The organism is Flavobacterium sp., assembly GCF_032153895.1.
In the GTDB taxonomy this organism is placed as follows: domain Bacteria; phylum Bacteroidota; class Bacteroidia; order Flavobacteriales; family Flavobacteriaceae; genus Flavobacterium.
The window spans coordinates 1-24,903 of the sequence record NZ_JALDYN010000006.1 but is presented as its reverse complement, the minus strand read 5'-3'; the positions used below and the strand labels follow the sequence as shown (position 1 = coordinate 24,903).

At 35.9% G+C, this 24,903-nt stretch carries 20 protein-coding genes; 9 read left to right on the top strand and 11 right to left on the bottom strand.

Features of this window, described 5'->3' with window-relative positions; genetic code table 11:
* Positions 1-11: 11 nt before the first annotated feature.
* Complete coding sequence (locus RUH60_RS03840) at positions 12-1,535, top strand: carboxypeptidase-like regulatory domain-containing protein (RefSeq protein ID WP_313805614.1); 1,524 nt, start codon at positions 12-14, stop codon at positions 1,533-1,535.
* A 74-nt stretch (positions 1,536-1,609) separates the two neighbouring features.
* On the opposite strand, the gene RUH60_RS03835 is transcribed toward RUH60_RS03840, so the two are convergent.
* From RUH60_RS03835 to holA, 3 genes are all read right to left on the bottom strand, one after another.
* The gene (locus RUH60_RS03835) at positions 1,610-1,786 is read right to left on the bottom strand and encodes a CAL67264 family membrane protein (RefSeq protein WP_313805612.1); all 177 of its coding nucleotides are present in this window, start codon (positions 1,784-1,786) and stop codon (positions 1,610-1,612) included.
* 64 nt (positions 1,787-1,850) lie between these two features.
* Complete coding sequence (locus RUH60_RS03830) at positions 1,851-2,267, bottom strand: hypothetical protein (protein ID WP_313805610.1); 417 nt, start codon at positions 2,265-2,267, stop codon at positions 1,851-1,853.
* 29 nt (positions 2,268-2,296) lie between these two features.
* Positions 2,297-3,301 (bottom strand): DNA polymerase III subunit delta, encoded by a 1,005-nt coding sequence (gene holA, locus RUH60_RS03825; protein WP_313805608.1) that lies wholly within the window; start codon positions 3,299-3,301, stop codon positions 2,297-2,299.
* A 59-nt stretch (positions 3,302-3,360) separates the two neighbouring features.
* Between holA and RUH60_RS03820 the strand changes: the two genes are divergently transcribed.
* The 3 genes from RUH60_RS03820 to RUH60_RS03810 all read left to right on the top strand — a co-directional run bounded on the left by RUH60_RS03820 (position 3,361) and on the right by RUH60_RS03810 (position 5,728).
* Positions 3,361-3,810: a type I restriction enzyme HsdR N-terminal domain-containing protein gene (locus tag RUH60_RS03820; protein WP_313805606.1), complete on the top strand. Its 450-nt coding sequence runs from the start codon at positions 3,361-3,363 to the stop codon at positions 3,808-3,810.
* Positions 3,811-3,820: 10 nt separating this feature from the next.
* On the top strand, positions 3,821-4,816 hold the full coding sequence (locus RUH60_RS03815) for a glycosyltransferase family 2 protein (protein WP_313805604.1): 996 nt from the start codon (positions 3,821-3,823) through the stop codon (positions 4,814-4,816).
* A 78-nt stretch (positions 4,817-4,894) separates the two neighbouring features.
* Positions 4,895-5,728, top strand: a complete 834-nt coding sequence (locus RUH60_RS03810) for a flagellar motor protein MotB (RefSeq protein WP_313805602.1) — start codon at positions 4,895-4,897, stop codon at positions 5,726-5,728.
* Between the two features lie 133 nt (positions 5,729-5,861).
* Here the strand turns inward: RUH60_RS03810 and RUH60_RS03805 are convergent, their stop codons facing one another.
* From RUH60_RS03805 to RUH60_RS03790, 4 genes are all read right to left on the bottom strand, one after another.
* On the bottom strand, positions 5,862-6,482 hold the full coding sequence (locus tag RUH60_RS03805) for an L-threonylcarbamoyladenylate synthase (RefSeq protein ID WP_313805600.1): 621 nt from the start codon (positions 6,480-6,482) through the stop codon (positions 5,862-5,864).
* Between the two features lie 20 nt (positions 6,483-6,502).
* Positions 6,503-8,833 carry an ATP-dependent helicase gene (locus tag RUH60_RS03800; protein ID WP_313805598.1) on the bottom strand — a complete coding sequence of 777 codons (2,331 nt, stop codon included), beginning with the start codon at positions 8,831-8,833 and terminating at the stop codon, positions 6,503-6,505.
* A 114-nt stretch (positions 8,834-8,947) separates the two neighbouring features.
* Positions 8,948-10,126: a carboxypeptidase-like regulatory domain-containing protein gene (locus RUH60_RS03795; RefSeq protein WP_313805596.1), complete on the bottom strand. Its 1,179-nt coding sequence runs from the start codon at positions 10,124-10,126 to the stop codon at positions 8,948-8,950.
* Positions 10,127-10,177: 51 nt separating this feature from the next.
* Positions 10,178-11,350, bottom strand: a complete 1,173-nt coding sequence (locus tag RUH60_RS03790; RefSeq protein WP_313805594.1) for a hypothetical protein — start codon at positions 11,348-11,350, stop codon at positions 10,178-10,180.
* Between the two features lie 100 nt (positions 11,351-11,450).
* Here RUH60_RS03790 and RUH60_RS03785 point away from each other — a divergent pair, with 100 nt between their 5' ends.
* Entirely contained in the window at positions 11,451-11,969 is a 519-nt protein-coding gene (locus tag RUH60_RS03785; protein ID WP_313805592.1) for a hypothetical protein, read from the top strand.
* A 90-nt stretch (positions 11,970-12,059) separates the two neighbouring features.
* Here the strand turns inward: RUH60_RS03785 and RUH60_RS03780 are convergent, their stop codons facing one another.
* Positions 12,060-14,129 (bottom strand): M1 family metallopeptidase, encoded by a 2,070-nt coding sequence (locus RUH60_RS03780; RefSeq protein ID WP_313805590.1) that lies wholly within the window; start codon positions 14,127-14,129, stop codon positions 12,060-12,062.
* Positions 14,130-14,204: 75 nt separating this feature from the next.
* Here RUH60_RS03780 and RUH60_RS03775 point away from each other — a divergent pair, with 75 nt between their 5' ends.
* The 4 genes from RUH60_RS03775 to pheT all read left to right on the top strand — a co-directional run bounded on the left by RUH60_RS03775 (position 14,205) and on the right by pheT (position 20,505).
* A complete protein-coding gene (locus RUH60_RS03775; RefSeq protein ID WP_313805588.1) occupies positions 14,205-14,939 on the top strand; it encodes a diphthine--ammonia ligase in 735 nt (244 codons plus the stop codon).
* A gap of 49 nt (positions 14,940-14,988) precedes the next feature.
* Positions 14,989-17,091, top strand: a complete 2,103-nt coding sequence (gene recG / locus RUH60_RS03770; protein WP_313805586.1) for an ATP-dependent DNA helicase RecG — start codon at positions 14,989-14,991, stop codon at positions 17,089-17,091.
* Positions 17,092-17,132: 41 nt separating this feature from the next.
* Complete coding sequence (locus RUH60_RS03765) at positions 17,133-17,996, top strand: bestrophin family ion channel (RefSeq protein ID WP_313805584.1); 864 nt, start codon at positions 17,133-17,135, stop codon at positions 17,994-17,996.
* Positions 17,997-18,078: 82 nt separating this feature from the next.
* On the top strand, positions 18,079-20,505 hold the full coding sequence (gene pheT, locus RUH60_RS03760; protein ID WP_313805582.1) for a phenylalanine--tRNA ligase subunit beta: 2,427 nt from the start codon (positions 18,079-18,081) through the stop codon (positions 20,503-20,505).
* Between the two features lie 114 nt (positions 20,506-20,619).
* Here pheT and RUH60_RS03755 read toward each other — a convergent pair whose 3' ends face one another.
* The 3 genes from RUH60_RS03755 to RUH60_RS03745 all read right to left on the bottom strand — a co-directional run.
* The gene (locus RUH60_RS03755; protein WP_313805580.1) at positions 20,620-21,186 is read right to left on the bottom strand and encodes a fasciclin domain-containing protein; all 567 of its coding nucleotides are present in this window, start codon (positions 21,184-21,186) and stop codon (positions 20,620-20,622) included.
* Between the two features lie 254 nt (positions 21,187-21,440).
* Positions 21,441-23,687, bottom strand: a complete 2,247-nt coding sequence (locus RUH60_RS03750) for a T9SS type A sorting domain-containing protein (RefSeq protein ID WP_313805578.1) — start codon at positions 23,685-23,687, stop codon at positions 21,441-21,443.
* Between the two features lie 79 nt (positions 23,688-23,766).
* Positions 23,767-24,903, bottom strand: a 1,137-nt coding sequence (locus tag RUH60_RS03745) for a S1 RNA-binding domain-containing protein (RefSeq protein ID WP_313805576.1), incomplete at its 5' end; no start/stop codon positions are given.

Here is a 24,903-nt window from a genome sequence, read left to right as displayed (position 1 = left end):
TTTTTAATCGTATGAAACAGTTCTTTTTATCTTCTGTTTTAATGCTGCTTGTTACTATCACGAGTAATTCTCAGAATCTGACAGCACGAATCCTTAACGGAAATAACGAACCTTTACCTTTTGCAACTGTAAAAATTGAAAATCAAGCAGAATTAATCTCCAACAACGAAGGTTATTTTAGCTTTAATGAAAATCAAATTTCATCTTCCAGTTCGATAAAAGTTTCCTTTATCGGATATGTTTCTCAACAACTTACATTAGCGGAATTAAAAAGCCAACATTTAATTATCACCTTATTGCCTGCCAGTTTTGAACTCGAGAACATTACGATTAGCAATAAAAAACCTGATCCACTACAAATTATTACTGAAGCCAAAAACAGACTTCCTAAAAATTACACATCTTTAGAATCAAGTACTAAGCGGAAATTATTTTTTAGAGAATCTGATATTTTCAAACCTTCTAAACTCAATTTAGATATTACTAAATCAACTGGATTTAGCAAGAGTCAGTTAAAAGAAGTTAATGCTGATTTGAAAAACTTTACCAATAAATTCATTTCTAATCCAGCTCAGGAATACAAAGACATTCTCGGTAATTATTATTCCGGTAAAGTAAAAACTAAAGATGATAAAACCTTTTTCCTGTCGAAGCTTGATGTCATAAAAGCCACAAATATTAAAGGAAACATGAGTGCAGCTTCGTTCGATGATATTGAAGAAAACGGAACAAATTTATTACTAAAGCATTTGGATACAACAAAATTTTATCGTGTAAAAAGCGGATTATTTGGCTCTAGAGATACTGTGACTTTAAATAAAGAATACAACTCAAAAGACAAAAAGAAAGCTGTTTCTAAAGTAGTTAGCAACAAATTTAAAATTCAGACATTTTTAGCGAAACAATATTTTAATAAACACAAATTAAATTTTATTACAGAAACAAATTTGTATTCCTATATACTTCAGGAAACCATATACGATGATACTGAGAATGATATTATTTACGTCATTTCATTTTCACCACGAAAAAGCAAGGCTATTTACCAAGGAACCCTTTATATAAACGAATCAGATTATGCTGTAATTAAGTGTAATTATGAATTAGCAGAAGGAAAAAAAGTTAGCGGTTTCAATTTAAAATTTCTCTTAGGTGTAAAAGCTTCCGAAAATATCAGCAAGGGAACACTTCTATTCAAGAAAGACCGATTGAACAAAAATTACAATCTGCAATATGCCTATGAAGAAAGCGGCCAATATTTTTATGTAAATCGTCCTCTAAAATTTATCGAATTGACAAAAGAGGAAAAGGACGTAGTTGCATTAGATATTAAAGTTGAAGGAAATACAGTCACAAAAACAGAACTGCTTACCATTACAAAAGAAGAAATTTCAGATACCGATTTTACCAATTTTAAAGAAACTGATTTTGATTTCATCAAACTAAACCAATACGATCCGGAAATTTGGAAAAATCATATTTCAATTGAACCTTCACACGCAATGAAACAGTATCGAACATCAAATGATTTCTAAATCATTTATCAAAATGTTGTCTATAAAAAAACCGAATCATCAGATTCGGTTCTTTTATTATAAGAAGTTTATTTTTAAACCCTTCCTTTCAACGCATTAAAAACCCAGGCAATAGCGAAGAACCCGATACCGACAGCACCAAATCCCCAACCGGCAACATCGTCATAACGGTAAATGGCTAATCCTACGATTAAAATTCCCATTAGAATCATAATTAGTGTTGCCCAGCCCAATACGGTATTCTTATTCATCATTTTATAGTCATCTTTAGTTTTCGTTGCAAATATCGGGAAATTAATCGGTATTAAAAAAAGGCTACTTTTTTAGCATTCCGCCTACTTTTCCGCCTAAATACCCCATTGGAATGTAAGCTACAATCAAATCAAGGGCAATAAACCAAGTTGGTGCAGGAATCATGAAACATGCTGCAATTCCCCCTAATAAAAACAGAACACCAATTCCAATAGCAATTTTCATTTTAGCGGTTGCAGCTAGCAAATAAGCCGTAACAGCACCAACAAACGTTCCTAGTGCATGTGCTAAAAACGGAAAAATAAAATGTTTGCTCTCATAAAGATGGATGGAAGCTTTAATACTTTCAGGGTTGTTTACATCGACTCCTTCTGGTGGCGGAATAACACTTCCGCTGATTGAAATTAAAGCGCCGTTTACAATACTTCCAACAATGGCTCCCACAATAAAAGCCAGAATGTTTTTAAGAACTGGATTCATAGAATTTGTTTTTGGTTAGTGCTACTAATTTAATTAAAAATTTTAACTAACATCTCTTTCAATAAATCCGATTCGTCTAAATTGTTAGCACCAACTCCTTTGCTTTTTACATCGATAGTTCTTAACGAGCCTACTATACCACTGACTTTCTTCATAGGGAAGTTTCGTGCGGCCAACTCATAATCCTTTACAAAAAATGGATTCACTTTCAGTTGCTTCGCTACATTGGACTGACTTTTATCTTTCAAACCATGGTACTGTAACAATTGTGAAAAGAAGCTGAAAACCAAACCAATCGTAACTACAATTGGATTATCCTTCGGATTCTTAGCAAAATGATCGGCGATTTGATACGCTTTTAATTGGTTCTTCTCTCCTATCGCTTTTCGCAACTCAAACGGATTGAAATCTTTACTGAAACCGATGTTTTCTTCAATAATTGCCGGTGTAATAGTGTCGCCGGGTTTTAAAATGATGGCTAATTTATCTACTTCATTGGCGATTCGGCTTAAATCGGTTCCGAGGAAATCAACAAACATGGCTGCAGCTTTTGGCTCAATACTCAACTTTTTACCTTGTAAAACTCTTGTAAGCCAAGTTCCAACCTGATTTTCGTACATCTTCTTACTTTCGAAAACCAAACCGTTCTTTTCTAAAACCTTAGTAACTTTTTTACGTTTATCAAGGGTTTTGTATTTGTAACAGAAAACCAAAACCGTCGTTGGCTGCGGATTTTCAGCATAGAATTCCAGTTTTTCAATGTTTCTGGACAATTCCTGCGCTTCTTTCACAATCACTACTTGACGGTCCGCCATCATCGGATAACGTTTGGCATTTCCGATAACATCTTCAATCGAAACGTCGCGTCCGTACAGAACCGTTTGGTTAAAGTCGCGTTCGTGTTCCTGAAGAATATTGTCTTCAATGTATTCCGATAATTTGTCGATGTAATACGGCTCTTCGCCCATCAGAAAGTAAATCGGTTTGATGTTTCCGGCTTGTATGTCTTTTATGATTCTTAGTACTTCGTCCATTTTCAGTATTCAGTGTTCGGTAACAGTTGGCAGTTTATTCGAAATACTTATTTTTGTTTATGCAAAAACTGAATTTCCCTGCTTATTCGTTTCGGTTCAAAAATAGCGAAAATAAAGTCTTGATTTTTGATGAAATCCGGAAAAAATTTGTGGTACTCACTCCGGAAGAATGGGTGCGTCAGCACGTAATTCAGTTACTTTTACAAGAGAAAAACTATCCAAAATCCTATATCAATGTAGAAAAAACTATTAAAATCAATTGTTTAAGTAAACGCTACGATTTAGTTGTTTTTGAACCAAATGGAAAAATATTTCTTTTGGTAGAATGCAAAGCGCCCGAAGTTCCAATCAGTCAAAACACTTTCGATCAGATTGCCCGTTACAATATGGTTTTGGAAGCCAAACATTTAATGGTAAGCAATGGCTTAAATCATTATTTTTGCCAAATGGATTTTCAGAAAGAACAATATCAGTTTCTGCGCGATCTTCCAGATTTCACAACCGAATAACCAAAGTCAATTGAAAAAAATAGCAGTAGTCATCTTAAACTGGAACGGCGTAAAGCTGTTGGAGCAATTTCTGCCTTCCGTGATTCAACATTCTGAAGAAGCGGAAATTTATGTAGCCGATAATGCCTCAACGGATGAATCAGTTGCTTATGTAAAAGAGCATTTTCCTGCTGTAAAAATCATTCAAAACACTGGAAATTACGGTTATGCTAAAGGTTACAACGAAGCATTGCAGTATGTGGAAGAACCTATTTACGCTTTAGTGAACTCCGATATTGAAGTAACCGAAAACTGGCTGAAACCTATTTTAGATTTATTTGAAACGGAAGCTGAAACGGCAATTATCCAACCCAAAATACTCGATTTCAAGAACAAGGCTTATTTTGAATATGCTGGTGCTGCCGGAGGTTTTATCGATAAATATGGTTTTCCATTTTGTCGCGGTCGCATTTTTGAAACCTTAGAAAAAGACAACGGTCAATACAACGACATCACTCCTATTTTCTGGGCTTCCGGAGCTTGTTTTTTCATCCGAAAAGAAGTTTTTCATGAACTGAAAGGCTTCGACTCCGACTTTTTTGCACATCAGGAAGAAATTGATTTGTGTTGGCGTGCTTTCAACAAAGGCTACATTGCCAAATACTGTGGAACCTCAACCGTTTATCACGTTGGCGGTGCTACTTTAGATACCGGAAATCCGAAGAAAACGTATCTGAATTTCAGAAATTCGCTTTGGATGTTGCTTAAAAATCTTCCGAAAGGACAACTTTTTACCACCATTTTCATCCGCTTATCTTTAGACGGAATTGCCGGAATTCGTTTTTTAACACAAGGAAAATTCAAACATTTGTGGGCAGTTTTAGAATCTCATTTTTCTTTTTATCGCCACATTTTCAGGTTTTTAGCTAAAAGAGACGCGATTCAGAAGCAAAACTACTTCAAAATAAAATCGATTGTTTATCGTTACTTCGTAAAAAGCGGTAAGATTTTTGATGTTAATTTTTAACATTAGTTTATCGTTTTAAACTTGTGTAAGCCTTATAGAACTTACTAACTTTGTAATTCATTATTAAAAAAATTAATTATGAGAAGATTATTTATCGCCTTATCTGTCGTGGCATTAACTTTAACTTCGTGCGGAAGTAAGAAGAAAATAGCCGAATTAGAAGCCAAAAACAAAGAAATTCAGGATTTACTGAACACTTGTACCGTAAAACTGAATACCTGTTTAACGGAAAAAGAAGCCTTGTCAAGTCAGAATGAGTATCTGAAAAAGAACAACTCCGATTTGATTAACAGTTCTAAAGAAATGACTGTTTTAACCACAAAAGGCGCTGAAAATCTTGAAAAATCTTTGGAAAGTTTAAAAGAGAAAGATTTGAAAATCTCGCGTTTACAGGATGCTTTAACGAAGAAAGACAGCGTTACTTTAGCATTAGTGACCAGTTTAAAACGTGAAGTGGGAATCGACGATCCGGACATTAACATCAACGTTGAAAAAGGTGTGGTAATGATTTCGATTGCGGATAATTTGTTGTTCAAATCGGGAAGTTACGAAGTAAGCGACAAAGCTAAAGGTGTTTTAGGAAAAGTTGCCAAAGTAATCAACAGTAAGCCGGATTTCGAATGTATGGTGGAAGGTCACACGGATAATGTGCCGATTAAAAACGCAGTATTATTAGATAACTGGGATTTATCGGTAAAGCGTTCGACTTCGATTGTACGTGTTTTACAGAAAGATTTAGGAGTGAATCCGAAACAGTTAATTCCAGCTGGAAGAAGCTTCTACATTCCGTTAGTTGATAACGACACGCCTGCTAACAGAGCTAAAAACAGAAGAACAAGAATCATCATCATGCCTAAGATTGATCAGTTCTATGATATGTTAGAGAAAGAAATGAAGAATTTGAGCAAATAATAGTTTGCAGTCACAGTTAGCAGTGTTCAGTTAGCAGTGACAAACTTTATCTAGAAAATAAAAAGGATTCAAATGTTGAATCCTTTTTTTATATAATAATACTTCCTGAACACTGAATACTGAATACTGAATACTACAAAACATCCAAACTACCTTTTCCTTCACGAATTACTTCCGGTTCGCCGTTGGATAAATCAATGATAGTTGACGCTTCGTTGTCTCCATAACCACCATCAATAACCAAATCGACTAGATTTTGCCATTTTTCAAAGATTAATTCCGGATCGGTGGAATATTCTAAAACCTCATCCTCATCGTGAATGGAAGTCGAAACAATCGGGTTTCCTAACTGACGGACGATTTCCAAAGCAATATTATTATCGGGTACACGAATACCGACGGTCGTTTTCTTCTTAAATTCCTTCGGAAGATTATTGTTTCCCGGAAGAATAAACGTATAAGGTCCAGGCAAAGCTCTTTTAAGGATTTTAAACGTTGAAGTGTCAATCTGCTTCACATAATCGGAAATATTGCTTAAATCGTGGCAAACAAAAGAAAAGTTAGCTTTTTCCAGCTTAATACCTTTGATTTTTGCAATACGCTCTAAAGCTTTCGTGTTGGTAATATCACAACCTAATCCATAAACGGTATCGGTTGGATAAATGATTAAACCACCGTCACGAAGCACTCGAATTACTTTCGCAATTTCCTTCTCGTTCGGATTTTCAGGATATAATTTAATGAATTGAGCCATAATAAGTCTTTACGTATTTCTTATCCAATCACTTCTAATTTCGCAAAACGCAATAACAATTTTTTAATGCCGCCTACGTCAAATTTGATTTCGGCTTTTTTATCGGCTCCGGCTCCTTCTAAATTTAAAATTTGTCCTTTTCCGAAGCGTTCGTGCATCACAATATTGCCTACCGCTAGATTTCCGTCGAACAAATTCGTTTTATTTCCTGAAGCTGAACCTGATACTGGCTTCAATTTACGAATATTTAAGTTAGGTTTTGGCTCATTATCCGTAATATATTTCGGTGGTGTTCCCGCAATCGGCTTAATTAACCTCAACTTTGACTTATCCACATCTCCGAAAATATCTGCATTAATCATCGGTTTGTAACGATAATTAGTTTCAACCGGTGTTAAATATTCCAAGTATTGATCATCGATTTCTTCGATAAAACGCGACGGTTCACTATCGACCAGTTTTCCCCAACGGTAACGCGATTGTGCATACGTGAGATACGCTTGATGTTCGGCACGAGTTAAGGCTACGTAGAACAAACGACGCTCTTCTTCTAATTCGCTTCGGGTGTTTAAACTCATCGCGCTTGGAAACAAATCTTCTTCCATCCCAACAATAAATACAGTTGGAAACTCAAGCCCTTTAGCTAAGTGAATTGTCATTAGTGCTACTCTATCGTCGTCTCCTGTGTCGTTATCTAAATCTGTGGCTAAAGCGACATCTTCCAAATATTCAGCTAATGCGCCTCTTGCACCATCGACTTCCTTCTGCCCTTCGGTGAAATCTTTAATACCGTTTAATAGCTCTTCTATATTTTCAAGTCTGGCGATTCCTTCCGGAGTTCCGTCTTTCTTTAACTCTTGAATTAAACCGGTTTTCTTGGTAACATGATCGGTTAAAACAAAAGCATCCTGATTTTCGTTGATAATCTGAAAACTCTTAACCATCGTTACGAAATCCTGCAATTTGTTTTTCGTTCCGGAATTCAGTTTCAAGTCGATTTTATCAATATGTTCCATCACTTCAAAAATGGAACGTTTGTAATGATTCGCGGCAACGGTTAGTTTTTCTACCGTAGTATCGCCAATTCCACGCGCTGGATAATTAATAACGCGAACCAAAGCTTCTTCATCCTTTGGATTGACAACCAAACGCAAATAACACAAAACGTCTTTGATTTCCTTACGCTGATAGAATGACAATCCACCATAAATTCGATATGGAATATCACGTTTACGCAAAGCATCTTCCATCGCACGAGATTGCGCATTAGTTCGGTACAAAATCGCAAACTGACCGTTGTGCATTTGGTGTTGCATCTTTTCTTCGAAAATGGTTGAGGCTACAAATCGGCCTTCTTCCCCATCAGTTAAACTACGGTGGATTTTAATTTTCGGACCGAAGTCATTAGCTGTCCAAACTACTTTATCCAACTTCGTTTTATTCTTATCAATAATGGTATTAGCAGCTTCTACAATGTTTTTAGTAGAACGGTAATTTTGCTCCAGTCGATACGTTTGAACATTGTCGTAATCTTTCTGGAAATTCAGAATATTGTTGATGTTCGCTCCACGGAAGGCATAAATACTCTGCGCATCATCTCCTACTACACAAATGTTTTGAAACCTGTCGGATAAAGCACGAACAATCAAATATTGCGAATGGTTCGTATCCTGGTACTCATCTACCAAAATATAACGAAAACGGTCTTGGTATTTCGCTAAAACATCCGGAAAACGGTTTAATAATTCATTGGTTTTCAACAGTAAATCGTCAAAATCCATAGCACCGGATTTGAAACAACGCTCTACATAATTCTGATAAATTTCGCCCATACGTGGCTTTTTGCTCATCGCATCGGCTTCGATTAACTCTGGATTGTTGAAATAGGCTTTTACCGTAATCAGACTGTTTTTGTACGAGGAAATCCTACTGAAAACCTGTTTCGGTTTGTAAATATCCTTATCCAACTGCATTTCCTTGATAATCTGTCCAATCAACCGCACGGAATCCTGAGCATCATAAATCGTAAAATTGCTTGGATAACCTAATTTATCGGCTTCAATTCGCAAAATCTTAGCAAATACCGAGTGAAAAGTTCCCATCCAAAGGTTTTTGGCTTCGGGACCAACAATATCGGTGATACGTTTCTTCATTTCGCGCGCTGCCTTATTGGTAAAGGTTAACGCCAAAATGTTGAAGGCATCTACATTCTGATGAATTAAATTGGCAATACGAACGGTAAGTACTCGGGTTTTCCCGGAGCCGGCTCCCGCGATTACAATCATTGGTCCGTCTTTCTGTAAAACCGGAGCGCGTTGTGCCTCGTTAAGCTGGTTGATTATCTGCTGCATTATATCTAAGTGACTGAGTTACTAAGTAACTGAGTGGCTATGTTTTTGAATAGTAAGCTACAAAAATAACCATAAAAAAAAGACATTCAAATCAGGAATGTCTTTTGTTGAAAACTATTGTTTGTTCTTAAGGCTTTCGATAACCGCTTGCTCTTCGGCAGTTGGTGTCAGTCCGGAATTGAATTCCCAATAATTGGTTTTAACATTGTTTCCGTTTTTAACCAACTTCCCTTTCTTAATGACTGCTTTTTTATCGTAACTGAATGTTTCCTCTTTAAAATCAGTCACAATCAAAGCGTTTTTAGCTTCCATATCGAAGTTTATTTTTCGTTTGTTCCAGATTTTAAAAGCCATATCTACCAACGTACTTGACAACAAATATTTACCCTTATCAAATTTAAAATTGGCTTTAAAATTGTTCTTCTTAATCAAAGCTCTAGCGATTAGAAAGTTTCGCTCTTTGGAATATTTCAGATGTGAATCGGCGATTTTATATTCGATGGAAAGGATAACTTTTGCATTGATATTATAAGCTATTTTCACATTATACAGCAATTCTTCGACGTCGCTTTTAGGCGTAAGATGAATGATGTACATATTTTCATCGGATGGATTACTTTTGATTTCGTAGTCGTAATTTTCAGAACCGCTTTTTGTACCTAACTTTTTTATAATCCCGAATTCATACGTTTTTTCAATGATATCTTCCAGACTAAAACCGATCAACATATCAGAAGCTTCATCTTCTTCGTTTAATCCGTAGGAACGATTTTGTAAAGCAATGGCATCCACATCAATATTTTTAGGTTTTCCTTTGATGTGTAAATCGACTAAACCATCAGTAAAACGGGTATATTTCCCGTGGTTTTTAATGAATTCTCTACAATAGGTATTCAGGTGAATCGGATTAGACAACTTCGCTCTGGAATTTTCAATCAATCCCGCTAACAGTTGGTAAATAGGCGTTTTAGAAATGATCACTTCTTCTAAAGTAAAATCATTTTCTTCCATAAAAAGCACCGGATTTTCTTCCTTCAAATCCGAAACAGAAACAGCAATAGGTTTAAAAGACAAATGTGTAATTTTCAGATTGGACGATTTCGGAACTGTAATCTTGAAAACGCCATCGTCATTACTTACCGCACCAACATTCGAACCATCAGTACTTACAGAAGCACCGGCAATAACTTCTTTTGTTTTGGCATTTTGTAGTGTTACTGTGATGTTTTTTTCCTGAGCGCAAAGCAATGCGGAATACAGGGAAATCAGCAATAGCAGAAAATAGTTTCTCATTTGTAATTTTTCTTACAAATAAAAGGAAATAATTATAATTTACAATACTTATTACAATCTTCCTGCTAAAGCTTCAATGATTTTCTTTTCTTCTTCGGTTGGAGTTAATCCGGAGTCGAATTCCCAGTAGTTGGTCAAAATACTATTGCGCTTGTTGAACAATGATTTATCGCGATACACATCTTCCTTATCGTAAGGAACTGGCTTGCTGCTGTGGTTTGTGGTAACTAAATAATTTTTCACCTCGATTCTTTCTTCCGCTTTCTTTTTATTGGTGATTATAAAACCAATTTCTTCTTTAGACTTGGTCAGGAAATAATCTTTTCCATCGTCTTTATAGGTTGCATTGAATTCAGAATTGAATACTTTTCCTTTAACCACAACAAAATCGGTTACACCTTTAAATTCGTAACGTTCGGTCAATACAGACGAATTGATTTCAATAATCAGGTTCTTTTTATAATCGTAAACTACGAAGTAATCTGGCAAATATTCTTCAATTGTTGGTATTGGACGAATGTTCATCAGGTAGTAATCTTCATTACCCGGATAGGTTTTGATTTCGTATTCGTATTTTTTCTTGCTGTAGGCTTCTTGTACTTTGTTCAGATATTTGAAATCGTAGTAATTAGAAATGATATCATTTAAGTTATAGCCCAAAGTACTCTCATGAACGACATCATTGATTAATCCGTAAAAACGATTCTGCTCAACAAGAATATCGGCTTTGATACTTCCTGGTTTTCCGTGAATGTAGAAATTGAGCAATCCATCATTAAAAGAAGAATATTTATCGTTGCTTTTGAAAAACTCGCGCATGTAAATTTTTAAATTTATAGGCGTTGTCAATCGTTTGGATGAATTCTCTATCAATTTCTTTAAGATCTCCTGCGGATGATTTTTCGTTACAATGATTTCCTCTAAAGTTTTGGTATTGGAATCCAAGTAGATAATATTCTCCTGAAGCTTTAAAGCTGAAGAGTTTACCGTAACTTTTTTATACGAAGCATGAATAATTTCAATTTTAGAAGGTTTTTCTAAAGAAAGTTTAAAAACACCCTCTTCATTACTGACCAATCCTTGCCCAGTGGACAATACTGTAATGGTCGCATCACTTACCGGAAGGTTCGTTTCATAATCCTTCAAAACAACGGTAATTTCTTTATTTTGAGCTAAAACTGATAGCTGAAAAAAGACGAAAAAGAAAAGTAAAAATCTACTCATAGTGATAGTTTTACTGTTATAACAAATTTACAAAAAATCATCAAGTCCTTTATTACCATAATTCTAATAAAATTTTATTTTTGCATAAACTTTATTCAAAATGGATTATTCTAAACTTATTGATATTGCGGCTTATACCATTCCTTCATTAGTAACTGGCGGTGTTGCTTACTACTTTTTCGAAGGATTTATTAAAAACGAAAAAAGCAGAAGACGTTTCCTGTTACACAAAGACGCTCAAAAAAATGCTTTACCACTTCGCTTACACGCTTATGAGCGTATGGCTTTATTTTTAGAACGTATCAATCTCTCAAAACTATTGGTTCGTATCGCTCCGGTTACTTCGGAATCCAAAGATTATGAAGCTTTACTGATTCAACATATCGAGCAGGAATTTGAACACAATTTAACCCAACAGGTTTACGTAACCAATGAATGTTGGAACGTAATTCTTACTGCGAAAAACACGATCATTCAAACCATTCGTAAAAACGCTGTTTCTGCCGAAAATGCAGATAAAATGCGCGAACAAATTCTAAACGAAATGGTGGAAAAACAATCACCAACCGTTTTAGCTTTAAGTTTTATAAAGAACGAAATCACTGAAATTATCGGATAAATTAAAAGCCCTGTTAATTCAGGGCTTTTTTATTCTTCCCTTACATTATAAAGATGTAAGAAAACTATTTTGGTTGCGTAAAATTTCCAGTTAAAATAAGCGTTCCAGCTGAACTTTCTCATCTTCAGGAACTTTGGATAACATTTCTTGAAAATAAAGTTTGAAAATTTCCTGTTTCATCAGTTCCCGAATCTTGTCTTTGGCGAATTTTACGAACTGCCATTTGTGATGCACCAAGCCATTAATCAGATTTGGATACACATTTCTATCCATTTTATTCAGATATAAAAGATTAACGATTGCGTATTGCCTTGTATTCGCTTCAAATTCAGAAGTGGAATACGCTAAAAGTTCATCATAAAATTTCGGTTTATCTTCGGTATTATAGTCTTTTGTTGCTAAAGCCAATGACAACCAAGTGATTCTTAAATTTTTGTCGTTAAAGCCAATCCATGTATTCGTTTTATCTAATAATTCGAAGCGTTCTTCCGGAAACTGTTGCCATAAGCTTTTCAATACAATTTCTTTGGTGATATAAGAATCGTCATTTAATAGCGTTTCGTATTTGCTTTTGAATGCTGTCGGAATTTCTTTTAAGGTTGCAGCAACTGCTTGTCTTACTTTCAATTGTTTCGTATTCATTGCTAATTGAAGTAACTCTTTCTTTTCTTCAAATGGAATTTCCTGCAACTGATAAATCACTTCTTCCTTCAACGGAAAATAAGCACCCGATTTCAAAATTGTTTCAAGCAGTAATTTCTTCTCAACCAATGGTTTTTCAAATTGTGCGGTTAAAGCCAGATAATCCGAAACGAATTTGTTCTTTTTCAGAATAGTTAAAGCCTCTTGAATTTCAAACCCGGATTTTTCCAACCACGTTTTCTTAAACTTTTCGGTGTCGAATTTGGAAACTTTCTTAACCTCATCAAGGAAATTATCAGTGTTCACATTTTGGAAACCATATTTCTTTAAATAGGATTTAACCGCTTTTCGGAAGTTCTCGGCTCCAATATTTTCACGCAGATAATGCAAAGCCCAAGCGCCTTTCTGATAAAACGTCAAGGAACTCGCTTTTTCATTCATGAGTGGAATTGTATCACTTTTGGAAGCTCGTTGTAAAGTTTCGGCCGTTTGGTACAATTCGTAATTGAAATGATCTTCTCCAAACAATTCTCTTTCTGCCAACAACGCATAATAAGTCGCAAAACCTTCCTGCAGCCAATGATGTTTCCCCGATTGCGCCGTAACCATATCGCCAAACCACTGATGCGCCAACTCGTGCGCGTTTACATTGGTGTAGGTTCTGTCATTAAAACCGATTTCATCCACCACAAAATCCTGCGCAAAAATGGTGGCCGTCGTATTTTCCATTCCAGCGTATAAGAAATCCATCACCGGAACTTGGCGGTATACTTCCCAAGGATAATTCACCCCGATTTCGCGTTCAAAAAAGTCGAAGATTTCTTTAGAATATTTATATGTTGTCGCGAATTTGGCTTTGTCTTCTTCTTTAAGATATAACTCTAACGGCGTCCCTGAATTGGTGGTTTGGGTTTGTTTGGCAAATTTTCCTATGGCGAGCATAACTAAATAAGACGACATTGGTTTTTGCATTTGATAAGACCAAACTCTTGAATTTGTTGATAATGGTTGATAAATATCTACGTAATCTAAAGTTCCGTTTGAAAGCACTTCGTATTTATCATCATAACTTATACTCAAATTAAAAACCACTTTCTCATTCACATCATCAAAACTCGGCAACCAATGTGATGTATATTTCCCTTGTCCTTGTGTCCATACTTGCCCTGAGCCTGTCGAAGGGTCAACAAAATACATCGTTTGCTTCGGATTTGCGGAATAGGAAAACTCCACTTTATTCTTCCCTTTTTTAAAACCCTGAAACAAATTCAATGTCTTTCCGGAATTACTAAAATTCACTTCTTTACCGTTTATTTTCACATCAGAAAAAGCCATTCTAACTGCGTCAATTTTAATGGTATCAATCTTTGACTTTACCACAAAATCATAAACCACTTTTCCGCTGATGGATTTTTCTACAGCATTCGGTGTTAAATTAGCTTGCATTGAAATAAAATCAACCTTCTTGGTTTGTTGCGCAAAAAGAAATGAGGATATAAACAGTACTAAATATTTCATATTTCAAAAATCAGAAACCCAAAAATACAAAGGTTTTTCAGACTTTTTAGTAAGTTTACGCTCAAATTAACGTTCGTGAAAACCAAAGCTATTTTTAACTGGAGCAGCGGCAAAGATTCAGCGCTGGCTTTATACAAAACCCTTCAGAATCCTGAAATTGAAATCGTTTCGCTTTTAACCAGTGTGAACAAGCAATTCAATCGTATTTCCATGCACGGTGTTCGAGCGGAATTATTGGAACAACAAGCTGCAAGCATCGGTTTACCACTTCATAAAATGGAAATTCCGGAAATGCCAACGATGGAAGTTTATGAAGATGTGATGAAGAAAACCTTAAAACAATTCACGGACAAAGGCGTTACGCATTCCATCTTCGGAGATATTTTTCTGGAAGATTTGCGAAAATACCGTGAAGATAAACTAGCCGAAATGCAACTAAAAGGCATCTTTCCACTTTGGAAGATTGATACGAAGGATTTAATTCAGGAATTCATCAATTTAGGTTTTAAAACCATTGTAACCTGCGTGAACGAACGCAATCTCGATAAAAGCTTTGTAGGCAGGGTAATAGACGAACAATTCATTAAAGATTTACCCGAAGATGTAGACGTTTGTGGTGAAAACGGTGAATTTCACACTTTTACGTTTGACGGACCGATTTTCTCCAAACCCATAGATTTTGAAATTGGCGAAATCGTCTATCGAAAATATGAAAAACCAAAAACAAATTCTTCAAACACAGCTTGCGATACTGATGATACAACCGCATTCGATTTTGGTTTCTGGTATTGCGATTTGCTTCCTAAATAAGCTACTTTTTAAAATTTGTTTTATATTCGTTACAGTTTTATAAGCCGAAATGAATAACCTTCTCGATACTCCTATTGAATACCTAAAAGGCGTTGGACCACAACGTGGAGAATTGTTGCGCAAGGAACTCAACATTCATCGGTACGGCGATTTGCTCAATTTATATCCGAACCGATATATTGACCGCACCCGTTACTACAAAATCAATGAATTACAGAACAGTAATTCAGAAGTTCAGATTGTTGGGAAAATCATCCATATTAAAACCGTTGAACAGAAAAAAGGAAAACGTTTAGTTGCCACTTTTGTAGACGACACCGGTCAAATGGAACTCGTTTGGTTTCAAGGGATTAAATGGATTCGCGAAAGCATCAAAATCAATGTTCCTTATGTGATTTTCGGAAAAACAACGGCGTTTAACGGCGTTTTCAATATGGCGCATCCGGAATTGGAATTGTTAGAAGAACACAAAGCCAGTCTGCGTTCAGCAATGCAACCTGTTTATCCGAGTACCGAAAAATTGGCTAATAAGGGAATTTCCAATAAAGTCATCAATAAAATGATGCAGCAATTGTTTATTGAAACGCAATCGCTGTTCACAGAAACCTTACCCGCTTATTTATTGGAAGAAGCGAAAATGATTCCGAAAAATGCGGCGTTATTCAACATTCATTTTCCTAAAAGTCAGGAGTTTTTGGCGAAAGCACAGTTCCGATTGAAGTTTGAAGAATTGTTCTTTATTCAGTTGCAACTCATTACCAAAAACCTCATTAGAAAGCATAAAATCAAAGGGCATTCCTTCGATAAAGTGGGCGATTATTTTTCAAGTTTTTATAACAATCATTTGCCTTTTGATTTGACCAATGCGCAGAAAAAAGTACTGAAAGAAATCCGAAACGATTTAGGAAGCAACGCCCAAATGAACCGATTACTGCAAGGTGATGTAGGCTCAGGAAAAACCATCGTCGGATTAATGAGTATGCTTTTGGCTTTAGACAACGGTTTCCAATCCTGTCTAATGGCACCAACCGAAATTCTGGCAACACAACATTTCAACGGAATTACTGAATTAGCTAAACCGCTAAACCTCAATATAAAACTACTAACTGGTTCAACTAAAACTGCAGATCGAAAAATCATTCATGAAGAACTCGAAAATGGCAGTTTACACATCTTAATCGGCACACATGCTTTATTGGAAGATAAAGTACAATTCCAAAATTTAGGGTTAGCAATTATTGACGAACAACATCGTTTTGGTGTTGAACAACGCAGCAAATTGTGGAAGAAAAACGAAGTTCCGCCTCATGTTTTGGTGATGACAGCTACTCCTATTCCACGTACTTTGGCGATGAGTTTGTATGGCGATTTGGATGTTTCGGTGATTGATGAATTGCCACCGGGAAGAAAACCGATTACGACCGTTCATCGATACGACAACAATCGTTTGAAAGTGTGGAAATTCATTCGGGACGAAATTGCAAAAGGACGACAGATTTATATTGTCTATCCGCTAATTCAGGAATCTGAAAAAATGGATTATAAAGATTTAATGGATGGCTATCACGGTATTACCAGAGATTTTCCGTTGCCACAATATTCGGTTTCCATCGTTCACGGACAAATGAAAGCTGCGGAAAAAGAGGAAGAAATGCGACGCTTTTCTGAAGGCAAAACCAATATTATGGTCGCCACAACGGTTATTGAAGTCGGTGTAAACGTTCCCAATGCCAGTGTGATGATAATCGAAAGTGCCGAACGTTTTGGTTTATCGCAATTACACCAATTACGCGGACGAGTTGGTCGTGGTGCCGAACAAAGCTATTGTATTTTAATGACCAGTCACAAACTCAGTAACGACACCAAAACCCGAATTGAAACGATGTGTTCTACTAACGACGGTTTTGAAATAGCCGAAGTCGATTTAAAACTTCGTGGTCCTGGTGACATTATGGGAACGCAGCAAAGTGGTGTTTTGAATTTACAAATCGCTGATTTAGTAAAAGACAGAGAAATTCTGCAATATGCCAGACATCAAGCGATAAAACTTTTAAAAGATGACGGTTCCATGGAAAAACCGGAGCATCAGACTTTACGCCGTGTTTTCATCGAACTCGGTAAGAAACAAAATATTTGGAATTATATTAGTTAGCATAATTTAATCATTAAACATTCATAATTCATAACTTAAAAATGGTACAATACAACACCAAAGACTGGATTACCTTCATTTTCCGATTTCATAAATCCGATACGTTTCGACAATTATTACCTTTAATGTTTTTTATTGGGCTTTACTCAGGAATAGTTGGTTATATGGAAGTTGAAATCTTAGAACTTCCGGAAAACAGTTATGTACGCAACATCGGAACTATGCACGGTATGTTAGGTTTTGTGATTTCCTTATTGCTAGTATTCCGAACCAATACGGCTTACGACCGCTGGTGGGAAGGTCGAAAATTATGGGGAAGTTTGGTTAACAACAGTAGAAATTTAGCCATTAAACTATCGGCGATGCTGAAAGATGAACACGACAGAGCTTATTTCCGTAAAATGATTGCGAGCTATGCTTCTATCCTGAACAAACACCTGAAGAACGAAGAAACGGGCTTAATGCTTTTCGATGGTTTGGATTTAAAAATCGACCATGAAAAACACCGTCCAAATCAGGTGGCGAAAATGATGTATGAAAAAATCAACGATTTGTATGCGTCGGGTAAAATTACAGGAGATCAGCTAATCGTTTTAAATGCTGAATTACAATCATTTACCGATATTTGCGGTGCTTGTGAGCGCATCAAAAACACACCTATTCCCTACTCATACAGTGCTTTTATCAAGAAGTTTATTTTCTTCTATGTGATAACATTACCTTTCGGATACGCTTTTACCTTAGGGTATTATGTGGTTCCTGTTGTGGTTTTCATCTTTTATGTATTGGCCAGTTTGGAGCTGATTGCGGAAGAAATCGAAGATCCGTTTGGCAATGATGAAAACGATTTACCAACGAAAAAAATATCGGAAAACATCAAAAAACACGTTGCCGAAATTCTTTAAAAATCAACTGATTTTTTACCAAATTTAAAAGACAAAAAGAACCAAAATAACTATCTTTGCACACTTATAAAAAGATTGACAAATGCGCATATCCTACAATTGGTTAAAACAATTCATAAAAATAGATTGGAATTCGGAAGAAACTTCTTCTTTACTGACAGATTTAGGTCTTGAAGTAGAAGGTGTAGACAAGTACGAAAGTCTAAAAGGTGGTTTAGAAGGTGTTGTCGTTGGACACGTGCTTACTTGCGTGCAACATTCTAACGCTGATAAATTAAGAGTCACAACTGTAGACATCGGTACCGGTTCACCTGTTCAGATTGTTTGTGGTGCACCGAATGTGGCTGTTGGACAAAAAGTTCCTGTAGCGACTATCGGTACAAAATTGTATGACAAAGAAGGAAACGCATTCGAAATCAAGAAGGGGAAAATTCGCGGTGAAGAAAGTCACGGAATGATTTGTGCCGAAGACGAATTAGGTTTAGGCGAAGGTCACGACGGTATCATGATTTTAGATGAGAAGTTAGTCTCTGGAACGCCTGCTTCCAAAGTATTCAATATTGAAACGGACGAAGTTTTCGAAATCGGATTAACGCCAAACCGTGCTGATGCCATGAGTCATTGGGGTGTTGCGAGAGATTTACGTGCCGGATTGATTCAGAAAGGAATTAACCATTCGGAATTGGTTACTCCATCCGTAAGCAAATTCAAAGTTGAAAAACGTACCTTAAAAATCGACGTAAAAGTTGAAGATAATAAATTGGCGCCAAGATATTGCGGCGTAACTATTTCTGGCATCACGGTTAAACCATCTCCTAGTTGGTTGCAAAACCGTTTAAAAGCTATCGGATTAACTCCAAAAAACAACATTGTAGACGTAACCAATTACGTTTTACATGAATTAGGACAACCGTTACACGCGTTTGATGCCGCAAAAATAAAAGGGCACAAAGTAATTGTAAAAACACTTCCGGCCGGAACAAAATTCGTTACCCTTGATGAAGTAGAACGTACTTTGCACGAAGAAGATTTGATGATTTGTGACGAAAGTGGGCCAATGTGTATTGCTGGTGTTTTCGGTGGAAAAAACTCTGGAGTTACTGAAAACACTACTGATATTTTCTTAGAAAGTGCTTATTTCAATCCGGTTTCGGTTCGTAAAACAGCGAAACGCCATACGTTGAGTACGGATGCTTCTTTCCGTTTTGAGAGAGGAATTGATCCAACGATTACAGAATACGCTTTAAAACGTGCTGCTTTATTGATTCAGGAAGTAGCCGGTGGTGAAATCACGTCTGATTTGATTGATTTGTATCCGAAGAAGATTGAAGATTTCTCCGTATTGCTAAACTTCAACAATGTAAATAAAATCATCGGTCAGGAAATTCCAAAAGAAACGATTAAGAAGATTTTGGTTTCCTTAGATATTAAAGTAAATAGTGTTTCTGATGCCGGATTAGGATTGGTAATTCCTGCCTATCGCGTTGATGTTCAGCGTGAAATTGATGTTATTGAAGAAATATTGCGTGTTTACGGGTATAACAACATCGGATTCACCACAAAACTGAATGCGTCAATTTCTAATTCTTCGAGAACAGAAGATTACAAAGTTCAGAATATTGTTGCCAATCAGTTGACTTCGCTTGGTTTCAACGAAATGATGGCGAATTCATTAACCACGCCAGACTATGTTGTGCTTTCTGAAAAGCTTAAAGAAGAACATAATGTAGTGATGTTAAATCCGTTGAGTAATGATTTGTCGGCGATGCGTCAGTCGTTGTTATTCAGTGCGATGGAAGCAGTTTCATATAATGTAAACCGACGAAATTCTGATTTAAAATTGTTTGAATTCGGAAAAACGTATCATAAATTCTTAGCGGGTCACGAAGAACATAAACATTTAACGTTAACCGTTACCGGAAACCGTTTGATGGAATCTTGGACAACTCCTGAAAAAGCATCCGATTTCTTCTTATTTAAAGGGTATATCGATACCATTCTTTCCCGATTAGGTATTGCCAAAACCATTACCAAACCGGTTGAAAGTGATGTATTTGCTGAAGGAATGCGTCTGAATGTAGGAACCGAAACTTTAGTGGAATTCGGAACTGTCAAAAAGAACATCTTAAAACATTTCGATATCAAACAGGAAGTTTTGTTTGCCGATTTTAACTGGGATGTGGTTTTGAAATCTATCTCGACAAAAATTAAATTTACAGACATTCCGAAATATCCTGAAGTACGCAGAGATTTAGCGTTGTTATTGGATTCTACAGTAGAATTTGAGCAAATCTATACCATTGCCAAACAAACCGAGAAATCCTTATTGAAAGACGTGAATTTATTTGACGTTTACGAAGGAAAAAATCTTCCGGAAGGCAAGAAGTCGTATGCGGTGAGTTTCACGCTACAGGACAGCTCTAAAACCCTAACCGATGCGCAGATTGACAAAATCATGAGCAAACTGCAGCAGAATTTTGAAAAAGAAGTTGGAGCTACTTTAAGATAAACCAGTTCTCAAAATAGCAATTAAAAAGTCCCGTCAATTATACGGGACTTTTTTTGCAAAAATGTAATTAAAAAAAGTACTAAACAATACTTTAAAACTTAAGATTCATTACTATTACGATTTTGGCAAAACCACTGTATCCACAACATGAATAACTCCGTTCGACTGGTTTACATCTGCAATAGTTACTTTTGAATTGGTTCCGTTTTCGTCTGTGATGTACAACTCTTTTCCTTTCATCCAAGCCGTCAAAGTTCCACCACTAACCGTCTTTAATGTAGCTTTTCCTCCTCCCATTTTTATTGCTTTGTCAATGTCTTTAGCATTCATTTTCCCTGCAATCACATGATACGTCAAAATAGTTTGCAACATTTTCAAATTTTCAGGTTTTAACAAAGTTTCCACAGTACCGGAAGGCAATTTGGCAAAAGCATCATTTGTTGGAGCAAAAACGGTGAAAGGACCTGCAGATTGTAATGTTTCAACCAGGCCAGCAGCTTTTACCGCAGCAACTAAAGTGGTGTGATCTTTAGAATTAACAGCATTTTCTACAATGTTTTTGGAAGGATACATTGCTGCTCCACCAACCATCAATGTTTTTTCTTTTTGGGCAAAACTTACAGTTCCCGTTAGCATTGAAAATACAACTAGAGCAATCGATAAAATTTTTAAAGTTTTCATAACTGTTTTTTTAGTGTTCATAATGTCATTTACGAAAGAACTCCATCTTTGGTTTTAAAAGTTATACATAATGATGAAAATTTTTTAACTATAAAAAAACAGGGCTTGTTGCAATTATTTTAAAATTGAAAAATGCCACACAATTGTGGCAAAAAAACTGTGGCGGATTTTTTGCTACAAAAAATTTGCCACAACTGGTAAACAAAAAATCCCAACCGTTACTGATTGGGATTCTTATTATTCAATTCGTAAAATTATTGCTTTATAAACTTCGAATTAGAAGTTCCTTTATCCGAATTAATCTTCACGAAATAACTACCAGAAGACAGATTCGAAACATCAACCGTTTTTACGTTTTGTGCAGTTGGAACTACAACTACTAATTGTCCTAATTGATTGTAAATACTGATGGATGAAACTTCAATTGATTGTTTGGTTTCAATATGCAACGCATTACTTACCGGGTTTGGATATAGTGCAAAATAAGTGTTGAAATCAAAATCCTGCGTTCCCAAAGTTTGTACCGTCGTTGTAGCTGTGTTGGTTATAATCGGGAAATTGTAATCGAAATAGATACTTGCCGAATTACTGAACGTGTTTCCAACAACCAAAGTTGGTTTCGTTTTGATTTTAAAAGCTACATAACCATCGTTGTTCGCATCATCAAAAGGTAAATTGATATTTTCAAAGATGAATTCTACTTTGTTCCCGTTGATTCTGGTGTAAAAATCATGGCTTCCTTTGATTGGAACGATTGAATTCACATCAAACTTTGCCGTATCAATCATGTCTTTTACAACGATGTTTTCTGCAGGATATGTTCCGGTGTTTTCAAAACGGATTACATAATGAACGTACTTCCCTACTTCGCTTGGTGCGATAATATCGCCTTCTAAACAGGTTTTGTCGTTGGGGTCGTAGGAGTTAACAACGGTTTGATCTAAGATAAATGTGTTGTCCTCTGGAGTTTCTTCCACTGCAGCAGAAGTAATAGTTGCCGTAAAGTTTAAAATATCGCCACCATTTACCGCCGGAGTTTCCATTGGGGAATTCACGTTTAGCGTTAAAGCGATTTCTCTGGTTTCGAAAGGTTGCAAGTTGACAAAATCCCAAGACAGGTTATTTGTAGTTTGGTTGGTTGCAATCGGTAGCGTTGAAACTAAATCCAAAACTGTATCATCAAAATTTAAATTTAAGGTTCCGGATTGTGTATGAGTTCCTTTGTTTTTGAATATCAATTTATAATCGGTATCGAAGCCTGGTCTTGCTGGTTCGGTAGATACTAATACAACTTCTAAGTCAGGATGGGTACCGTTGGTTGTAACGCAGAAATTCTGAGTGAATGGAGATGATTGAGTTGGGAAATCTACAACAATACTTGAAGGTGAAACAGTAAAATAAGCCGTGCTTTCAACAACTGGTGTTACTGTATAAACTCCTTGTTCAACGTGAAAAAAACAATTCCCTAATGAATTTGAAATTTGGTGCCCTGACTCAATCCCATTAGTAATATCAAACCTTAGATTTGAATAAGCTAAATCTGAAACATCGCAACCATCATTATCAACATCATATTTAGTGATACCGTGAATAGTGTGAAAATTTCCTCCCGGAATAAAATTACAATAGCTATTTACATTACAATTTGTCGCTCCTTGAGAGTTAATGAGATTTTGAATTTGCACAACTTCTTCATCATCAGCACATATATACTGTATATCAGGCGCAAAGACACTAAAAAATGTTAAAATCGATCCATTTTTAATATTCAAAAACTCTATTGAATCGTTATCGGAACAACTTAATGTGTTCAAGTTTACACAATCTGAAACATCCAAACTACTTAATTGATTATATTCACAATTTAAGCTTTGTAAATTGGTACAACCGGAAATATTTAAACTCTGCAATGAATTCTGTGAACAATCCAAAAGTTCTAAGTTTTCAAATCCTGATAAATTTAAATTAGTAAGTTGATTTTGATGAAGTCTTAACTTTTTTAAATTGGTACAACCTAAAAGGTTTAAACTCTGAATCTCATTCCAATCACAATATAATTCTAATAAATTAGTCAATCCTGAAACATTTAGACTAGACATAGAATTACCTTCACATAACAAAACTTTCAAGTTTGTATAACCTCCAGACAAATCTAGATTGTATAAAAAACCAGATGAGCAGTTCAAAAATTCTAAATTGGTAAACGCCTCTAATCCTGTTAAATCATTAAACCCGAATGGTATATCTAACCATTTTATTGCCTGAGCTTCAGAAACCTGAATTTCTCCATCTCCATTAGTATCAATTACATTATGAGAAGATACAGTCCACCAAGTATTATCACCAACATTTGGGACAGGTGATTCAACAGATGCCCATAAATTATTAGATGTATTTGCCAACAATAAAGTTTCTTTTAGGTTTGCATCGGGAATATTGACAATTTGTGCATTCAATATAAAACCAAACATTAATAAAACTAAAAAGTAAAATTTCTTCATTTTCAAAAAATTAGCACGACAAAGATAAAAAAAAGCCCCACATTTCTGTGAGGCTTTGCTTATTTAGTCAAGAAAAAGATTACTCTCCTCCTTTTTCCATTTTAGCTTTTAATTCTGCTAAAGCGTCGATATCACCTAAAGTAGATTTTTCTACATTGCTAGATGAAGCAACAGTGTTAGACTCAGCAGCTTTCACGTTTTTCTCTTCTTCTTCACGGAAGATAGCAGTGTGAGAAGCAACTACTCTTTTGAATTCTTTGTTGAACTCAATCACTTTGAAATCAGCAGTATCACCTTTTTTCAATTTCTTACCGTCTTCTTTTTCTAAGTGACGTGTAGGAATGAAAGCAACGATATCATCACCAAATTCTACAGTAGCACCTTTGTCAACGATTTCAGCGATAGTTCCGTTGTGAACAGTTCCAACAGCGAAAGCATCTTCGTATTTATCCCAAGGGTTAGCAGTAGTTTGTTTGTGACCTAAAGACAATTTACGTCCGTCTACGTCTAATTCTAATACCACAACATCTAATTTGTCGCCAACGTTAACGAATTCAGATGGGTGTTTGATTTTCTTAGTCCAAGACAAGTCAGAGATGTAAACTAAACCGTCAATTCCTTCTTCTAACTCAACGAAAATTCCGAAGTTAGTAAAGTTTCTAACGATTCCAGTGTGTTTAGAACCTACTGGGTATTTAGCTGTAATATCAGTCCAAGGATCTTGCGTTAATTGTTTGATACCTAAAGACATTTTTCTTTCGTCTCTGTCTAAAGTTAAGATAACTGCCTCAACAACATCTCCAACTTTTACGAAATCCTGAGCAGAACGCAAGTGCGTAGACCAAGACATTTCAGAAACGTGGATTAAACCTTCAACACCTTCAGCAACTTCGATGAAAGCACCGTAGTCAGCAAGAACTACTACTTTACCTTTCACTTTGTCACCAACGTTTAATTTAGAATCTAAAGCATCCCAAGGGTGAGCGTTTAATTGTTTTAAACCTAATTGAATTCTTGTTTTCTCATCATCGAAATCAAGGATTACAACGTTTAATTTCTGGTCTAATTCAAGAACTTCAGATGGGTGGTTGATTCTTGACCAAGATAAGTCAGTGATGTGGATTAATCCGTCTACACCTCCTAAGTCAATGAACACACCGTAAGAAGTAATGTTTTTAACAACACCTTCTAATACTTGTCCTTTTTCTAATTGACC

Bases quoted from the DNA above. Each gene is read 5' to 3' on its own strand.
- RUH60_RS03840 (WP_313805614.1), top strand. From the start codon at position 12: ATGAAACAGTTCTTTTTATCTTCTGTTTTAATGCTGCTTGTTACTATC.
- RUH60_RS03835 (WP_313805612.1), bottom strand. From the start codon at position 1,786: ATGAATAAGAATACCGTATTGGGCTGGGCAACACTAATTATGATTCTA.
- RUH60_RS03830 (WP_313805610.1), bottom strand. From the start codon at position 2,267: ATGAATCCAGTTCTTAAAAACATTCTGGCTTTTATTGTGGGAGCCATT.
- holA (WP_313805608.1), bottom strand. From the start codon at position 3,301: ATGGACGAAGTACTAAGAATCATAAAAGACATACAAGCCGGAAACATC.
- RUH60_RS03820 (WP_313805606.1), top strand. From the start codon at position 3,361: ATGCAAAAACTGAATTTCCCTGCTTATTCGTTTCGGTTCAAAAATAGC.
- RUH60_RS03810 (WP_313805602.1), top strand. From the start codon at position 4,895: ATGAGAAGATTATTTATCGCCTTATCTGTCGTGGCATTAACTTTAACT.
- RUH60_RS03805 (WP_313805600.1), bottom strand. From the start codon at position 6,482: ATGGCTCAATTCATTAAATTATATCCTGAAAATCCGAACGAGAAGGAA.
- RUH60_RS03800 (WP_313805598.1), bottom strand. From the start codon at position 8,833: ATGCAGCAGATAATCAACCAGCTTAACGAGGCACAACGCGCTCCGGTT.
- RUH60_RS03795 (WP_313805596.1), bottom strand. From the start codon at position 10,126: ATGAGAAACTATTTTCTGCTATTGCTGATTTCCCTGTATTCCGCATTG.
- RUH60_RS03790 (WP_313805594.1), bottom strand. From the start codon at position 11,350: ATGAGTAGATTTTTACTTTTCTTTTTCGTCTTTTTTCAGCTATCAGTT.
- RUH60_RS03785 (WP_313805592.1), top strand. From the start codon at position 11,451: ATGGATTATTCTAAACTTATTGATATTGCGGCTTATACCATTCCTTCA.
- RUH60_RS03780 (WP_313805590.1), bottom strand. From the start codon at position 14,129: ATGAAATATTTAGTACTGTTTATATCCTCATTTCTTTTTGCGCAACAA.
- recG (WP_313805586.1), top strand. From the start codon at position 14,989: ATGAATAACCTTCTCGATACTCCTATTGAATACCTAAAAGGCGTTGGA.
- RUH60_RS03765 (WP_313805584.1), top strand. From the start codon at position 17,133: ATGGTACAATACAACACCAAAGACTGGATTACCTTCATTTTCCGATTT.
- pheT (WP_313805582.1), top strand. From the start codon at position 18,079: ATGCGCATATCCTACAATTGGTTAAAACAATTCATAAAAATAGATTGG.
- RUH60_RS03755 (WP_313805580.1), bottom strand. From the start codon at position 21,186: ATGAAAACTTTAAAAATTTTATCGATTGCTCTAGTTGTATTTTCAATG.
- RUH60_RS03750 (WP_313805578.1), bottom strand. From the start codon at position 23,687: ATGAAGAAATTTTACTTTTTAGTTTTATTAATGTTTGGTTTTATATTG.